This is a genomic window from Lysinibacillus sp. C5.1, from assembly GCF_016350185.1.
Taxonomy (GTDB): Bacteria; Bacillota; Bacilli; order Bacillales_A; family Planococcaceae; genus Lysinibacillus; species Lysinibacillus sphaericus.
This window is the reverse complement of record NZ_CP066226.1, coordinates 1406773-1422693: the sequence shown is the minus strand read 5'-3', so window position 1 is coordinate 1422693 and position 15921 is coordinate 1406773. Positions and strand designations below refer to the sequence as shown.

Below are 15921 nucleotides of genomic sequence, written 5' to 3'. Positions count from 1 at the left end.
CCTTCTCCAGTCGGTTAGGACGAAGACGAGCCTCCTCTAGAAGCCCCTCCAGAGCCGAAACCTGATTTCCCAGCGTTTGATGAAGAGCTATTATACGAACTACCACTTGAAGAGGAACTAGAACCATTGGAATATGAACGCTGACCGCTCGAATAAGAATTCGTGTTAGTCGAATTTGTGTTTGAACCACTAGATGTTGAAGCATTCGAATTCGTATTATTTGATGTAGAACTATTTACATTTGAGCTTGAACCACTTGTTGAGGTACCAGATGACGTCGAAGAAGAACCTCCCGTTGTGATGCCATTTTTCGAGTTTGTAGCATTCGACTTATTCGTAGTCGTTGTCGATCCTGCCGCGCCGCCACTGTGATTGTTACGCTCCGTGCCATTTTTTAAATTACGACTTTTGTAAATGGCACTACCAATCATTGCACCCGCAGTAGCATACATTAACCCATTAAAGAAATGCTGTGCGTAATATGAAGAATTTTCGTCTAAACATTCATAGGAACCATCATCACTTTCTTGCCACTCATCACAAGCATCAGCCATCTCACTGTTATGTACATTTAGCAATTCATCTTCATTCGTCGTTTGGGAATTATTTTCAACCGTATCCGTCGTATTAACGGGGTCAGACTCCTTCACTACCTCCGTTTCAGCATTACCGCATCCTGCTAGTTGCATCACCATAAACGACGCTGTAGTCACTGCCATATATTTTTTTAATTGTTTCGTCATATTTGTACTCCCCTTATTCTTGTTATCTATTTTACGGATAACTTGTCATTTAGTTTCATTAATTTTACAAATTTATACTTTCAATAGTAACAGTATATGATTGTTATTTCAAAAAACGCCAGTGCAATAATGCCCTGACGTTAATTTTTTGCTATTTATGATTTTACCGATACTTTTTTTCCATAAGTCATCCATCTCCACACTTTTTCTAACGGACCCATTTTAAAGAATTTAAACCATATAACACTAAAGATAATTTGAATGACAAAAATGATAATGGCAATTATCACTATATAGGAAGTTGATAGGACTTCAAGTCCCATTAACTTTATTATAGCTAGCCCTATAAAGCTCTGAGCTAAGTAGTTTGTAAAAGCCATTTGTCCAACACGTCCAAGAGGCTTTAATATTTTTACAATTGGCTCATGTTCTAAAATAAGCAATAAGCAAGCTACATAAAAATAGGTCGTCGGGATTACACCTAAACCAAGTAGTAAATGAAGATGCGCATCTTGATTTTGAGAGGCAAACCCAATCCAACTAGATAAGCCTATAAACAATGGACATGTTACATAAATCACCCATTGAATTTGCTTGGTATGTTGTCTTACGTTGCCTATCCAATTAGCTTTTGCAACGAGAAAACCAGTTAAAAACATAATAAAAATCGTCATGATATCATTGCCTAAGAAATCAAAAATTGTAGATAAGAAACTTATATTTGGCATAAACATTTGGCCCAATATGCTCACAATATAAACCGCAATCAAGCTAAATAGCCATTTGCTCATTGTAGAAACTTTTGCATGATAAAATGGCAACAAAAAAAGACCGATTACTGCATAAGCAGATAAAATGGAGCCCCAGAAAAAAATTAAATGGACAATCCCTATAAGAAATAATGCTAGTAATCTTCTTGCAAAGCGCCATCTCGGCTTATCCCCCCGAGCTTCAGCACGTGAAGTAAAAATATAATAACCTACACCGAAGAGTAATGAAAAAATCGAAAAAAATTTCTTCTCGATAAATATATCAATTACCGTATCTAGTATGCTATTGAATTTGCTATAAACAGGCAATGGTTGTCCTTCAACTACCAACTGATAAGCCCCCACATTTATAAATAATATGCCAAATAGCGCTAAACCACGAATAATATCTAAGGAAACAATCCTTTCCTTTTGTGTAACGGTTGGATTCATTCTCCATAACTCCTTTCATCAATACTGTATTTTTTGCTCCTTCGCAAGTATAACTACGCAACCTTACAGCAGTTTTTTAATTAGCTTACAAAAACCTTAACTGTTCTCCACCTTCTACTAATTAGTAGAAACAAACTTCATAATATGATAGCGTATGTAAAAAATAAATCACTTGAAGGAGTTCATATGACCATTCGCCTCCAACATATTCGACACGCAACGTCGATTTTATTTATCAACGAAAAACGCATACTAATTGATCCAATGTTAAGTGATGTCAGTAAACTTGCACCCGTGCCATTTACCCGAAATTATCGTAGAAATCCATTAACTCCATTACCTGTTCCACTAAACATTTTTGAAGATATGGATGCCATCTTATTAACGCATCGTCACTTTGACCACTGGGATAAAAGAGCGATGGCTATCCTGAACAAACAGATTCCTGTCTTTTGTCAGCCACAAGATGCCACAGCAATACGGTCTGCGGGTTTTAAAAAGGTAATAGCTATCAATGATTGTTATGAATGGGAAGGAATTCACTTGAAACGACTAGCAGGACGACATGCACCTGGTATTACTGGCAAATTACTAGGACCTGTTTCTAGCTTTTTCTTAAATACGACGGAAGAAGGTTCCATTTATATCGTCAGTGATTGTATTTTGACACCAGCTATAGACAGAGCTTTCAGAGAGTTGCAGCCGGATATCGCCATTTTAAATGCATCAGAGGCACAGATGATATGGGGAACTGTAATAACAATGACGCGCGAAGATGTTGCACGTATTGCTCGCTTATCCCCAAACACAAAGCTTGTGATTGTCCATCTTGAAACCATCAATCATTGCAAATTAAGCCGAGCGCAGTTAACTAATTTTCTAGACGAGCAGCGACTAGCACACGTATCAGTGCCGAATGATGGTGATATTTTGTCGCTTTAATTTTCACTACTTCATCCATTCTTTTTTGAGTTATCACTAGTTTTTCATCTCTTTTCAAATGTGAACGCTACATAATGTATAGTATGAAAACTTTTTTGAAAAGAGGTTATCACTGTGAATAGGAATAGAAAAATAGGATTTTGTTTTCCAGGCTATAGATATTGTGGACCAGGATGTTCAGGCCCAGGCGCACCAACAAATGCAGTTGATTCTTGCTGTAAGAAGCATGACGAATGTTATGCCAAATACGGTAGAACAAAATACTGTGATGATAGGTTTCAAAAATGTTTATTGCCACAAATGAACACCAACAGCAAAATGAGCAGGGACGCTAAATTGTTCTATAAAGTATTTCATTTGCGCCATAACTTCTTTTAGAACAAAATTTTAAGTCTGCTCGACAAACAAGTCAAAAAGCCAAGAATAAATTACATTCTTGGCTTCACTACTCTTTACGAAGTTACAAATTGTTTGAGAATTGTTTGCGTGCCTGGCACCGCCTTACTACTTAATCGGTATCCAAATTTCCGAATATAAATTTTCACTTGTAGGATCTTCATCCGTATAAACTTCTAATTCAGCTGTTCCAGCAGGTTCATATGGGTTGGATGGGAACCATTCCGAGAAAATTTTCTTCCAAGCATTTTGCATCGCATCAGGCATCGGGCCTCGCACTTCAAATACAACCCATTTGGATGCCGGTACTTCCATTGCTAACATATTTTCAGGTACTTCTCCTACGTGATTTGTTGCAATCCAATAGTCTATTAAACTGTTATCCTTATAGTTTTCATCTGGTACACACACACCAAGTACCCCTTTGATTTGCCCGTTGTTTAATGTAAATAATTGCTCGTCCATACCTTGCCCATTTAGTTCATTCCAAAATTGAGGTATGCCTTGTAAATTCTCACCTGTTTGGCAATTATACGTTCTTTTGACACCCACGACTTGAAACTTCTCTTTCTCTACAATGTTATATTTCATTGGTTCTGCTCCCTTCAAAGTCACCTGGATTATCAGGCGATTGTATGATTGTAATGGTCCTTGCTGTTTACGTACTTCACTTGGCGTTACGTTATGCTGCTTTCGAAATGCTTTGGTAAAAGCTTCAGGAGAGTCGTAGCCATATTTGTAGGCGATGTCGATTACTTTACTATCTGTATTGATTAACTCTTGGGCAGCCAACGTTAATCTTCTTCGTCTAATATAATCTGCGATAGACATATCTGTTAAAATAGAAAATGTCCGTTGAAAATGAAAAACAGAGGCATTTACTTCTTGTGCTATTTGTTCCATCGTAATGGTTTCATGTAAATGCTCTTCTATATAATTTATTGCCTTTTGAATCGACTCAATCCAACTCAAATGCCCTCACTCCTTACTTCAAGATTATCGTATTCAATTAATTTCATCCTGTCTTTTTATGCTATCTTTGGACAGGTACCCCCACTTTAATTTCCAAACCTTTACTTCAATCATAATCGTTTCGACGTGCTAATTACATACATAGTTAGCATTTGAAAGTTGAAGACTCTAATTATGCCTATCTTGGACGTCACAACTAAAGCACATGATGCTCACCTTATGAAAAAACATTTCTTTATCTATGTAATGTTGGAATTTGTTGAATTAAATAAATATTTCAGCAATTTTATTAATTATTAGTAGATTCTTAGTATTTCATTAATTTAAAATAAACAGTATTATTAAGTATTATAGATAAATCACCTAATGACATAAGACGCGGAGGATATGACGATGTTAGAAATTAAAAAAGAATTAACAACACAACCAAAAGAAAAACCTGCAGTAGACCAATTAGGGTTCGGACAATTTTTTACAGATCACATGTTTATAGTCGATTATACTGAAGGAATGGGATGGCATGATCCACGCATTATCCCGTATCAGCCACTTTCTATCGATCCATCAGCAATGGTCTTCCATTATGGACAAGCTGTATTTGAAGGCTTAAAAGCTTATGCAACAGTAGATAACGGCGTGCTATTATTCCGTCCAGACCGTAATTTCAACCGTTTAAATCATTCAAATGAGCGTATCGTCATTCCAGCAATTGATGAAGAACTTGCGTTAGAGGCGTTAAAGCAATTAGTAACATTGGATCGTGAATGGGTTCCAACCGCACCAGGAACATCTCTTTATATCCGTCCATTTATTATTGCAACCGAGCCTCACTTGGGCGTACACCCTTCGAATAGTTATCAATTTATTATTATTATGTCACCGTCGGGTTCTTACTACAAAGAAGGCATTAATCCAGTCAAAATTATGGTGGAACAGCACTTTGTACGAGCTGTTGTGGGGGGAACTGGCGAAGCAAAAACCGCTGGTAACTATGCAAGTGCCCTGAAAGGACAAGAAATTGCGCACAAGGAAGGCTACTCTCAAACATTATGGCTTGACGGCAAGGAACACCGTTATATTGAAGAAGTAGGGAGCATGAATATTTTCTTCAAAATAAATGGTACTGTCATTACGCCAGCATTAAACGGAAGCATCTTACCAGGTATTACGCGTGATTCGATGCTGCACGTATTAAAAGCAAAAAACATCCCAGTCGAAGAACGTCGCATTTCAATTGATGAAGTGGTTGAAGCCTATCATAACGGCACATTGGAAGAAGCATTTGGTACGGGCACGGCAGCAGTTATTTCACCTGTCGGAGAGTTGAAATGGCGCGACGAAAAAATCCTAATTAATAACGGTGAAATTGGTGAAATTTCACAAATGCTTTACGATACATTAACAGGCATCCAAAATGGCACGCTTGAAGATTCATTCGGTTGGACAATTAAATTATAGAAATAACAAATAAAAAATAGCTAGAAAAAGCAAAAGTGTTAGATTGACCACAATCAATCTAACACTTTTTTGTTGTCTACTTTGGAAGAAGCTTTTCCCCTCCTCTGCTAAAATATTTTTACTAATGGATGATTTTTAATGACATTGGAATAACACTAAAATAGTAGTACCTTTAGCGCTTTTCCAAAGCTCTACAAAAAAGCAATAGCCATTAGGAAAATCATTTAAGCAAGCTTCATCATCAAGGCTAATATTATTTTTATACTTTGTACGCCATTCAGACTTAACATCATGCGTTACTAAACGCTTTAACGTACTTATTCGTTCCGTTTGATAGTGACAGATAAAAATTTCTTCTAATTCGCCACTAAAAATCATTTGTTCAAGTTCCCGTAACGTAACATTATTAGCGTAAATTTTATTTGATACGCATACTTCATCGTGAAACATCTGATTGTTTTCTTTGTCTATGAAGTAGCCTTTTCTTATCACGTTGTTCAACCCTTTTTGTTTAGTACTTGCCTAAGTAAATTTCGATAACCGTTTGTTACAAAGGTCTGTCATTTCAATCTACCTATACAAAAACTCATACATTTACGTTATAAGTTAATGTTAACTCATCTCCAGGCAGTCCCCGTATTCCCCAATTATGTTTTGGCGTTTCAAAAATCGTAATTTCGATATCTTGAGGCGCTATACGCAGTTCACTATGAATCTTGTCAAACATCAATGTAAATAATTGCTTTTTCGTTTCCACTGTTCGACCTTCAAACATGCTTATTTCAATAATGGTATAGGCATCACTTCTATCACTGGGAAAGCAAAAATCTTCTTTATCCATCGGAAAAATACGATGAAATTTCTTATCTGAAGGCAATGCAAGTGCCTCTACCATACATGCATGAATAATCGTCGATAATGTTGCCTTAATAGGATTTAAGCTATCTTTCACACCATATATTTTAACTTGCCCCATATTATCTCACCCTTCTGGTTACCCCACTTATAATAATTCTATAAAAACTGCGAATGTCCTTTCAATCACTGTCGCTAATGTTGATTGACAATTGCATCGGCTACATGCATGCCACCTAATGTCACAAGAGGTGATCCCCCTCCTGGATGCGTACTGCCACCTACAAAGTATAAGTTTGATGCAATCGAACTCTTATTGGGATGACGAAAAAAAGCACTGCGAAAACTATTGGATGCATACCCATATAAAGCACCCTTATAGCTATTGAAATCTTGTTCAATCGTTTGTGGCGTAATAATTTGCTTTTGTACAATGGCGTCTTTTATATAAATGCTATATCGCTCAAGTTGTTTCATTATTATTTCATCATATTGGTCAGGTGGTGTTTGCCCAGCGGGTGCATTCACTAAAATAAGCAAATTATCACCTTTAGGAGAACGAGTCACATCTGTTTTAGATGAATTGCAAATGTAAATTGTCGGCTCGTTCGCATAAACCTTTTGCTCAAATAGTTGCTCAAACTCGTTAAAATAGTTTGGTGAGAAAAAGACATTATGGTGTTCCAAAGATGCTATCTTTTTATTTAAGCCTGCTAGAATAACGAAAACCGAGGACGATGGCGTAATCTGCCTCTTTTTTGCGAGAAAGCTACTGTCCATTAACGTTGGCATTGCCTGTAAAATATCTGCATTTACTACCAATAAGTCACTAGAAATTTTCTCATCCTGTTTGAGTTCAATATTTTTTGCTACACCATTGTCTATATCAATATTTGTTACTTCACTGTTCGTATAAATTTTCACCCCAAGCTCGCGTGCACGCCTTTCAAAACCTTTGGCAATTGAAGCTGTCCCACCAGGTACATAATAAACGCCTTCCACAAGTTCTAAATAGGCAATCATCGCAAATGTGGCAGGTGTCTTATACGGAGACGACCCAATATACGTTGCATACCGCAAAAAACATTGCAAAACAAAAGGATTCGTAAAATAACGTTGCAAAAACTTTTCCAATGTTTCAAAGGGGCGAACTGCTAAAAGCGCGTTGGCTAGTTTCGGTGATATAAAATCCTTTTTTGATAGAAAAGCTTTATTTAAAAAATGCTGTCTTGCTAAAAAGTATAGTCGAGATATTTCTGTAATAAAGGCTGGATAATTTTTTGCCCCATGTGGATCTAAATGCTGTAACTGACGAATCATAAACGCTCGATTATTTGACAAATAAAATGTTTCGCCATTTACTCCTACATTTTTCATATGTGGTTGTACCTCAACAAAGCGAAAATAAGGGGCTGCATCAACACCTGTTTGTTCAATTACTTGATTAAAGACATAAGGCATCGTTATCGTATTCGGTCCAAAATCAAAATAGTAGTCACCTAACGTAACTGGACGCATTTTACCGCCCAGCGTACTATTTTTCTCAAATAAATGCACATCGTATCCTTTATGTGCAAGTGAAATGGCACAGGCAAGCCCGCCTAACCCACCACCAATAATACTAACCTTCATTTATAAGACCTGCCTTTCCAAGTATAAGCTCCCCCTGTTTTCGATAACACAACTGAACGCCATAAAATACATAACAACGCCACAACAGACCCTGAAATACCCAAACTATAAACGATTGGTGTTTTACTTGCGATATCACAAATCATTCTGTGTATAACTGTGATAATAAAAGGAAGTATGAAAAGTGGTTGCCACGTCGTCACACCATACACACCAAAGATCAATGGCACGATATACAATAGCGAATAAAATAATGTTAAACCAATTGCCATTGGGATTGATCGACCAATTCCTACAAAAATATTTTTAGAAAAACCTTCCCACGTCTCTTTACTCGTTTCATACATATGACAATGCACACAATCCGTAACATTGGTCAGTAATACACGATGGCCATTCCGCTTCAGTATTTGTGCAATATGTATATCTTCTACTAAAGAGCTTTTTACTGCCTCATGTCCGCCTATTTGGTCATAACTTGCCGTTTCAAAAAACATAAATGCGCCATTTGCAGCCGTGGTAGCCGGAATTTTGGTAAAGTTTGCAAGCGCAATTGGTAAATGGAAATAGACAATAAAATGCATCATTGGAATAAGCATTTTATCAAGCCAATTTGTATAATGGAATTTAGGAAACCCTGTAACTAGTGACGCATTGTATTGTTTAGCTCTTGCTATTGCATAGGTAAGCGTATGTTGATGTAGTGTCACATCTGCATCAATAAAAGCTAAGAAACGACCATGTGCATGTTGACGGAGCTGATAACAGGCGTGTACTTTTCCAATCCAGCCTTCCTTTAATGATTGGCCACGAATAACTTGAAATCTAGTATCATCCCCAATTTCTTGAAGTAATAATGAATATGTGCTATCAGTCGATTGATCTTCATAAATTATTATTTCTATATTTTCATAGCGAATATTTTTCAGCATTGCAATGCAATTTTGCACATTTCTTGCTTCATTTCTCATCGGCACTAATACTGAAATCAAGGGATACTCATGCAAGGTGAAGTGGCTTTTTAAGTTAGGTAAGAAAGTGAGATTTAAAATCGTCCATATGCAAAAACCTAGTAAGATGCTCATTAAAATAATCAAATTCACACCTCATAATATATTGATATATTTTTCATAATGATTTGTAACTACATCTTGCTTCAACGAATTCAATTGGGCTGTCATAATTTCCTCAAAATGCTGTGTAAGAATTTCATTGTTTCTTCCTTCTGTCTCGATGGGACCTCCAATAGAAATCCATACTTCCCCTTTTATCATATGGCGAAAAGTATAGTATATCGTAACTGGAATAACAGGAATTCGAGGAGATTTTCCCGCTAAAAAAGCGGCCCCCTTTTGAAATTGTAATGGTCGTGCTTCTAAATGAACCTCTGCCCCTTGTGGAAACAAGGCAACACTTTTTTCTTCATATAATAACTTTTGTGCATAACGGAGCGATTGCACCACATGCTTTGTACTTTGAGAATTGACAGAAAAAGCACCGATCCATTTAAAAATCGGTACTTGTTTTATGCCATCTTCATGCGTCATCATATAAATTGGTGGTACTTTCTGTCGCTTTTCCAGTTGAAAAAATATAAGTCCATCCCACCAGCTACTATGATTGGCAATAAAAAGGGCATTTTTTGGCAAGGGCTCCTCTATAGCAAGCCAAATTTTATGAAAATAGCGATTTAATAACCTTTGTTGCACGAGGTGAAACATCCAAGCAGCAACTTTACTTTTTTTTGCCTCAAACATAATGTTCATCTCGCTTCATAGTTACAAATAGGATAGCTAAAACGATTACTGGAATGATTGCTGCTAAATAGAGTTTGTTTAACAGGGCGATAAATGCAAACATACAAATCATTAAGCTATATAAAAGAACCATACGTCGTTGCCACTGCTTATCTACGTTTAGCAAGTTGCCAAAGAGCCCTATGACAATATGTAAAACCAAAGCAGTTAAAAACCAGCCAAGAAAATTCGTCAGTGGAATGTCATAATAATACCCGCTCTGTTCCCATATCCAATATTCTTTGACTTTAAAGGAAACAGGATCAAGCACTAAATCAAACACCACTGCTAATAGACTAGCAATGATAGAGCGAATCCACCTATTTGGTAGACGAACAATATGCACTATCGCATGGGAAGTGGCAATCACCATAATCCAAGCGAAACCAATTGCAATAGGCACGCCAAAAAGATTAGGTGCGAAATATTGCGTATAATGATAAGAACCAAAAAGTATGGAATGAGTAGATCCTAAATATTCGACAATAAACGTTGTGATAAAAATGAGTGTACTAATACTCACACCATAAATTGCGCCAAATCCCCTAACAAAATAAATTACCCCAAGCACACCCGCTGTGATAATAAAAACACTGTTTGCCCATTCAAGCCATGTTGGCAATAGATTAAACCCTACTAAAATCACACCGAAGCTATACCAAATAAGAAAAAAATAAAAAATATAATGTTGCCACCTCATAAAGTTGTGCTACCCCACCTTTTTGTATTTTTAAAAAGATTCATACTAACCTTATGAACTTAATCCTTAGACATTGCTCCGGTGCGATGAAAGGAAAACGCTAGATTACTAGATTTATCATTAAATTTGTACCGCATCAATGCCGTTACCATGCCCTTTTGGCATTTTAGGGTCAAAGAGTTCTACTTTTGGTAATGGCTTGACAGCAAATTCAGTCATCTTCTCTTTTCTTAAAATACCATTTGCCGTAATACGTGCCGACTCTAAAATAATAGGTAATCCACTTCCTGGATGCGTACCTCCTCCTACTAGCCAGCAATGATCTAACTCTTCAAATTTATTATGAGGACGGAATGTTAGCATTTGTGTTAACTGATGTCCTAGATTAAAGGTCGCCCCTTTATATACATCCATTTCCTCTTCCCAACCTCTTGGTGAAATCATTTTTTCTTCCTCAATATATTGCGCAAGATTGTCAACCCCAAGTTTCTGTTCAAGCATTCCTATTAACATATCACGATAGTCTTTTTCACATTTCTCCCATTCGATATTACTAAAGTTATTCGGTACAGGTGCAAGAATATAGAGCGTTGATTTCCCTTGTGGTGCAACTGTTGGATCAGTCACAACAGCATTTTGGATATAAATGGAAGGGTCATCTGATAATATTTTGGCATTCGTAATATCTTCCACATTTTGACGATAGTCCTCAGCAAACCAAATTGTATGGTGTGGCAAATCAAATGTTTTATTGACACCTAGATATAACATAAATGTTGAACAAGAGTATTTTTTCTTGTCTAACTTTTCCTTCGAATATTTTTTTAGTACACCTGGTTCTACTAGATTCGTCATGGCATGGGCAAAGTCTCCGTTAATAATGACATCATCAGCCGCAACTTTTTCACCATTTTCTAAAATAACACCTCTTACTTTACGTCCATCTAACCATAATTTTGATACACCAGTGCCTGTAAATATTTCTCCATTATTTTCAAGTACAACTTTAGCCATCGCTTGTGTCAACTTGTTCAAGCCACCTTTAACATGATAAACCCCATAGGCATGCTCAATATAAGAGAGAATCGAAAAGGCACCTGGACTTTCCCAAGGAGACATACCAAGATATTTCGCTTGGAAAGTAAATGCAAGCTGTAATTCTTCTTGTTTATAATAACGCGATAATGTATCAATTAAAGATTTACCGACTTCTAGCTCTCCTAATGCTTTTAAAACCTTTGGTTGAAGTAAATCTGTAAAGCGATTCATACTCGTTTGTAGAACAGGGGCTAATTTTTCTAATTTGCGATTTGTTTCCTTCATATATCGCTCATAGCTTCCTTCATTTCCCGGGAAAAGCTCATTCATTTGGCGAATCATTTCGTTTCTGTCACGTGTCATTTTAATTTTTTTATCACTAAAAATCAGCTCATACATAGGATTCAAGTCAATTAGCTCTATGTAATCATGAATATTTCTTCCAGTAAGTTCAAAAATCTCTTCTACAATATATAGCATATTTAAAAATGTAGGACCCATATCAAACTTGTATTCGCCTAGCTGTATTTCGCTCGTTCTCCCACCAATATAATTCTTTTTCTCAAATACTTTTACATTGAAACCCTTTGCAGTTAGCAACATCGCTGATGCTAACCCACCCGGGCCAGCTCCGATAATAATGATTTCTTTGTTCTTTTTCATCATAAAACCTCCCTATATCCTTAGTTAGCTAGTATTTGCAAAGTTGTTTTAAATGGTCATGTTCTTGTATAAGTAATCCAGTTTTATATTATACAAGAATTCTACAACAAGTATACAACTGCTGTACAAAAATTTGCAAATAATAAAGAAGCTAAAAAATGCAAAAAAAATATCCTGAACAAAAGCTTGTACAACACAAGCTTCATTCAAGATATTATTGTTTATGATTTTACAGTTTCCGTTGAGGATGCATGCTCGGTTTTCCAAAGAGGTAACCTTGAAAAAGTTGATAACCATTTTCCTTTAACCATTCAAAATCTGCTCTGCTCTCAATACCTTCTGCTAACGAAATCGCATTCACTTCAAAGGCCTTCGCTAAAAACTGCTTGGCTACTGCTTGCTTTTCACTATTTCCGCTAACACCTTGAACATATTTGATGTCCAATTTCATATATTGAGGCTTTAAGTCTGCAAGCATTTCCAGCGTGTTGTACCCTTCACCAACATCATCCAAGGCATATTGAAAGCCCTTTTGCTTATAGTAATTGAGAATGGATTTTAAATGCTCAATGTCATCGACTTTGTCTGATTCGACTACTTCAAAAACAAATTGATTCGGATCAATGCCTAATTGATTTGCTAATTGTACCGTTGTTTGCAAACAAAACTCTGGGGAATAAATAGACGTGGGAATAAAGTTTATAAACGTCTTTTTCTTCAATACTGCTGAATAGCTCACTGCCGCCATTCTACATATGCGATCTAGAGCATATAACCGTCCTCGACTTCTCGCTGCAGTAAAAATTTCATTAGGATAGATGAGAGAACCATCCTCTCTCGGAAACCTAGATAATATTTCATAAGCATAAATTTCTTCATTTGCATCGACAATCGGTTGAGAGTAGCTAATAACAGATTTCTTCCTGATTACTTCATCAATCCACTTCATCTCTAAAATCGGCTCGATTTCTGTAATAGGTTGCCACGTTCTATTGTCAAAACGAAAATAAACTTGCGCTAAATCCATAAAATCATGGCAAAAATCAACAAATTCCCTAACGCCTGACTCTTGAATCATGAAGTAATCATCCTTCACTGAAAGCAAAAAGCCTCTTCTTTTAAAATGATTAACTACCTTTTCCATTAGTGATAGATTTCGATGTCCCTTTAACTGTATGTCAAACTGTAACTCTAAAACTAAACAGCTTTTACAAGGCATATTTATTCCCCCAGTATAGTAACGAAATGACGAATTTTTATTCTTCCCTGTCGAACTCGATTAGTCTAATGAACGAACAAAATAACGACTCTCCTCTTATTTTCGTTAAATTATACAATTATGGATTTTCATTATCAATTAATCACTACGCATTATTACTAGTTCTTGCGTTTTTCTACGCCATACACTTAGCTTAGAAGGATTTCAGATGGCTACAAACTGTTAGTTGTCAAATGCCTATTTTCGTCAAACTCACTTTAAAATTCAACTTCTTTCTTTAACAGTTTTCTGTTACTAAAACTTTGAATAATATTTCCCCTGACAAACCATCAATATACACAATAGAAGCTCGATAATCTTTTTGCAAAGCAACGATGTATGAAGTAAAAAAATAGGGCAAGAATAAAAGTATAAATTTCATTATGAGGTGAATGAATGAAAAAATTATTTATCGGTACATTTACAGCAATTCTAGCAACAGGGCTATTATTTGGATGTGGTACATCAAAAGATAAAACAGAGCCCAATGATACGGAAGCACCATCTACACACAAAGAACATATGGAAGATTCCAATAAAACAGAAGACACATCAAAAGAATAACTTCTCCTATAATGCAAGAACAGTAACCAAAAAACCAGCTCAAATCATCAATCGAGCTGGTTTTTAATTATTTACAAAAACATAATGTTATTTCATGCAATCGAGGATAAAATTGTATATGTATAGAAAGAAAACTATATTTTAGGAGGGTTTTAATGTTCCAAACTGTAGACCATTTTATACACTCTTGGGCATTTGAAGCGAGTGCCACACAAAATTACCTCAACACGTTGACAGATCAATCACTTACGCAAGCCATCACAGCAGAAAATTGGACTTTAGGACGCATTGCTTGGCATACTGTAACTGCTATTCATATTATTACATCCAATACAAACTTAACGTTCGAAGCTCCAACAGTTGATGTTCCTGTCCCTACCTCGGCTCAATATATAGCAGACCATTATCACCAAGCTAGCAGTGCATTTGTCCATGCACTAAAAACGCAATGGAATGACAAGACCATGACGGAATATATACAATTTCTAGGCCAAGAAATACCGAATGGGTCACTATTATTGTTTTTAATGCAACATCAGAGCCACCACCGTGGGCAAATGAGCGTTCTTATGCGACAGGCAGGATTAACCGTTCCAGGTATTTATGGTCCTTCAAAAGAGGAATGGGCAAAATTTGGTATGGATGCCCCACATATGTAGCACAATTTAAAAATGATGAAAAGTGTTAGAATGCCTGCCGGCAATTCTAACACTTTTTTGCTACGACAGGGACTTATCGAAAGTACACGCTAATTTGCAACTTCTACCGAGATTCACCCTTATTAACAAAATGAAGGATTTGCCCAGCCAAGGATACTATTTTTAGTCTAGTATAATTCGCCTTTTGTCAAGATTATGGCATTTCCTCCCACCATCACTCTTGGATCATTGTTATGTATTAATTTAGTGATAATGGTAGAAGGTCTGCCCATGCTATAGCCTTGCAAAAACGTGAATTCTTCATTAAATTTCGTTAACACGTGATTATGAAAAAGATAATACGTTAACGCACCATTGGAAGTCCCTGTTGCTGCTTCTTCATCAATCCCATAGAGCGGGCAAAAGTTTCTACTCTCTGCTATTCCCTTGTCTGTGTCCAGTGTAAATGCATGAACGCCTCCTATATTATGGCGTTTGGCATATTGTGTAAGGGCATTAAAATCAGGGTTTAACGCGTATAATGCATCTTTTGTTTTGATTGGAAGCATCATATCCCAAAGCCCAGTGCTTACAGCTTGAGGCACTAGTTTAAAGTGATTATCGCCAATCTGCTCTTTATCCATATTAAAAAGAGTAGACAGCTTATCATAATCATCAAAGATTTTCCCAAGTCTTGGTTCAGCTTGCTCCATCATGACAAATGATTGATTCACTTCAACAGCCAGTGTGCCCGCCAGTGTTTTCATATAGTAAGTATGGTTATCTTCAATCGCTTGACAGTCCAATAGCGCTTTAAAGGAGGCTATTGTAGCATGGCCACACAGTGCTACTTGGGAAGTTGGTGTGAAAAATTTTATATCAAAATGATTATTGTCTATTTTTTTAATAAAGGCTGTTTCTGAAAAACGAACTTCCGCAGCAAACTTTTGCATAAATTCTTCGTTTAATTGTTCATAAATCACTACGCCTGCCGGATTTCCGCCAAACTTTGTCTCTGTAAAAGCATCAATTACATAATAGTACAAAGCTAATTCCCCTTTATG

The 15921-nt window shown here is 36.5% G+C and carries 17 protein-coding genes; 5 read left to right on the top strand and 12 right to left on the bottom strand.

Translation table 11 applies throughout. From position 1 onward, the window contains the following. Window positions 1-14: 14 nt before the first annotated feature. Together I5435_RS06685 and I5435_RS06680 are read right to left on the bottom strand one after the other, a co-directional pair. Window positions 15-743 (bottom strand): hypothetical protein, encoded by a 729-nt coding sequence (locus I5435_RS06685; protein ID WP_025218938.1) that lies wholly within the window; start codon window positions 741-743, stop codon window positions 15-17. Window positions 744-898: 155 nt separating this feature from the next. After that, window positions 899-1945, bottom strand: coding sequence for a DUF418 domain-containing protein (locus tag I5435_RS06680; protein WP_337983472.1), 1047 nt, complete (start codon window positions 1943-1945; stop codon window positions 899-901). A 186-nt stretch (window positions 1946-2131) separates the two neighbouring features. On the opposite strand from I5435_RS06680, the gene I5435_RS06675 reads away from it, so the two are divergent. Beyond that, a complete protein-coding gene (locus tag I5435_RS06675) occupies window positions 2132-2887 on the top strand; it encodes an MBL fold metallo-hydrolase (protein WP_337983471.1) in 756 nt (251 codons plus the stop codon). Between the two features lie 114 nt (window positions 2888-3001). Continuing rightward, on the top strand, window positions 3002-3265 hold the full coding sequence (locus tag I5435_RS06670; RefSeq protein WP_108029625.1) for a Parvovirus coat protein VP1-like protein: 264 nt from the start codon (window positions 3002-3004) through the stop codon (window positions 3263-3265). 126 nt (window positions 3266-3391) lie between these two features. Here I5435_RS06670 and I5435_RS06665 read toward each other — a convergent pair whose 3' ends face one another. After that, window positions 3392-4255 carry an AraC family transcriptional regulator gene (locus I5435_RS06665; protein WP_258842549.1) on the bottom strand — a complete coding sequence of 288 codons (864 nt, stop codon included), beginning with the start codon at window positions 4253-4255 and terminating at the stop codon, window positions 3392-3394. Between the two features lie 387 nt (window positions 4256-4642). On the opposite strand from I5435_RS06665, the gene I5435_RS06660 reads away from it, so the two are divergent. Beyond that, window positions 4643-5713 carry a branched-chain amino acid aminotransferase gene (locus I5435_RS06660; protein ID WP_024361450.1) on the top strand — a complete coding sequence of 357 codons (1071 nt, stop codon included), beginning with the start codon at window positions 4643-4645 and terminating at the stop codon, window positions 5711-5713. Between the two features lie 135 nt (window positions 5714-5848). Here the strand turns inward: I5435_RS06660 and I5435_RS06655 are convergent, their stop codons facing one another. The 8 genes from I5435_RS06655 to I5435_RS06620 all read right to left on the bottom strand — a co-directional run bounded on the left by I5435_RS06655 (window position 5849) and on the right by I5435_RS06620 (window position 13616). Next, entirely contained in the window at window positions 5849-6205 is a 357-nt protein-coding gene (locus I5435_RS06655) for a hypothetical protein (RefSeq protein ID WP_025218934.1), read from the bottom strand. 94 nt (window positions 6206-6299) lie between these two features. After that, a complete protein-coding gene (locus I5435_RS06650; RefSeq protein WP_337983470.1) occupies window positions 6300-6689 on the bottom strand; it encodes a tautomerase family protein in 390 nt (129 codons plus the stop codon). A gap of 74 nt (window positions 6690-6763) precedes the next feature. Then, window positions 6764-8200 carry a phytoene desaturase family protein gene (locus tag I5435_RS06645; protein WP_337983469.1) on the bottom strand — a complete coding sequence of 479 codons (1437 nt, stop codon included), beginning with the start codon at window positions 8198-8200 and terminating at the stop codon, window positions 6764-6766. Further along, window positions 8197-9192 (bottom strand): glycosyltransferase family 2 protein, encoded by a 996-nt coding sequence (locus I5435_RS06640; protein ID WP_258842552.1) that lies wholly within the window; start codon window positions 9190-9192, stop codon window positions 8197-8199. Before I5435_RS06640 ends, I5435_RS06645 begins: the two co-directional genes overlap by 4 nt. Before the next feature lie 114 nt (window positions 9193-9306). Further along, a complete protein-coding gene (locus tag I5435_RS06635; RefSeq protein ID WP_024361455.1) occupies window positions 9307-9957 on the bottom strand; it encodes a lysophospholipid acyltransferase family protein in 651 nt (216 codons plus the stop codon). Further along, window positions 9950-10696, bottom strand: a complete 747-nt coding sequence (locus I5435_RS06630) for a carotenoid biosynthesis protein (protein WP_108029619.1) — start codon at window positions 10694-10696, stop codon at window positions 9950-9952. The genes I5435_RS06635 and I5435_RS06630 overlap by 8 nt, the downstream gene beginning before the upstream one ends. A gap of 120 nt (window positions 10697-10816) precedes the next feature. After that, a complete protein-coding gene (locus tag I5435_RS06625; RefSeq protein WP_337983468.1) occupies window positions 10817-12397 on the bottom strand; it encodes a phytoene desaturase family protein in 1581 nt (526 codons plus the stop codon). A 229-nt stretch (window positions 12398-12626) separates the two neighbouring features. After that, window positions 12627-13616, bottom strand: a complete 990-nt coding sequence (locus tag I5435_RS06620) for an EAL domain-containing protein (RefSeq protein WP_024361458.1) — start codon at window positions 13614-13616, stop codon at window positions 12627-12629. A gap of 435 nt (window positions 13617-14051) precedes the next feature. On the opposite strand from I5435_RS06620, the gene I5435_RS06615 reads away from it, so the two are divergent. Beyond that, on the top strand, window positions 14052-14219 hold the full coding sequence (locus I5435_RS06615) for a hypothetical protein (protein ID WP_162832709.1): 168 nt from the start codon (window positions 14052-14054) through the stop codon (window positions 14217-14219). Window positions 14220-14374: 155 nt separating this feature from the next. Beyond that, complete coding sequence (locus I5435_RS06610) at window positions 14375-14878, top strand: DinB family protein (RefSeq protein WP_337983467.1); 504 nt, start codon at window positions 14375-14377, stop codon at window positions 14876-14878. A 167-nt stretch (window positions 14879-15045) separates the two neighbouring features. On the opposite strand, the gene I5435_RS06605 is transcribed toward I5435_RS06610, so the two are convergent. After that, window positions 15046-15903, bottom strand: coding sequence for a PhzF family phenazine biosynthesis protein (locus I5435_RS06605; protein ID WP_337983466.1), 858 nt, complete (start codon window positions 15901-15903; stop codon window positions 15046-15048). Window positions 15904-15921 lie beyond the last annotated feature (18 nt).

Coding starts and splice junctions, on each gene's coding strand:
- I5435_RS06685 (WP_025218938.1), bottom strand. CDS start 743: ATGACGAAACAATTAAAAAAATATATGGCAGTGACTACAGCGTCGTTT.
- I5435_RS06680 (WP_337983472.1), bottom strand. CDS start 1,945: ATGAATCCAACCGTTACACAAAAGGAAAGGATTGTTTCCTTAGATATT.
- I5435_RS06675 (WP_337983471.1), top strand. CDS start 2,132: ATGACCATTCGCCTCCAACATATTCGACACGCAACGTCGATTTTATTT.
- I5435_RS06660 (WP_024361450.1), top strand. CDS start 4,643: ATGACGATGTTAGAAATTAAAAAAGAATTAACAACACAACCAAAAGAA.
- I5435_RS06650 (WP_337983470.1), bottom strand. CDS start 6,689: ATGGGGCAAGTTAAAATATATGGTGTGAAAGATAGCTTAAATCCTATT.
- I5435_RS06645 (WP_337983469.1), bottom strand. CDS start 8,200: ATGAAGGTTAGTATTATTGGTGGTGGGTTAGGCGGGCTTGCCTGTGCC.
- I5435_RS06635 (WP_024361455.1), bottom strand. CDS start 9,957: ATGTTTGAGGCAAAAAAAAGTAAAGTTGCTGCTTGGATGTTTCACCTC.
- I5435_RS06630 (WP_108029619.1), bottom strand. CDS start 10,696: ATGAGGTGGCAACATTATATTTTTTATTTTTTTCTTATTTGGTATAGC.
- I5435_RS06625 (WP_337983468.1), bottom strand. CDS start 12,397: ATGAAAAAGAACAAAGAAATCATTATTATCGGAGCTGGCCCGGGTGGG.
- I5435_RS06620 (WP_024361458.1), bottom strand. CDS start 13,616: ATGCCTTGTAAAAGCTGTTTAGTTTTAGAGTTACAGTTTGACATACAG.
- I5435_RS06615 (WP_162832709.1), top strand. CDS start 14,052: ATGAAAAAATTATTTATCGGTACATTTACAGCAATTCTAGCAACAGGG.
- I5435_RS06610 (WP_337983467.1), top strand. CDS start 14,375: ATGTTCCAAACTGTAGACCATTTTATACACTCTTGGGCATTTGAAGCG.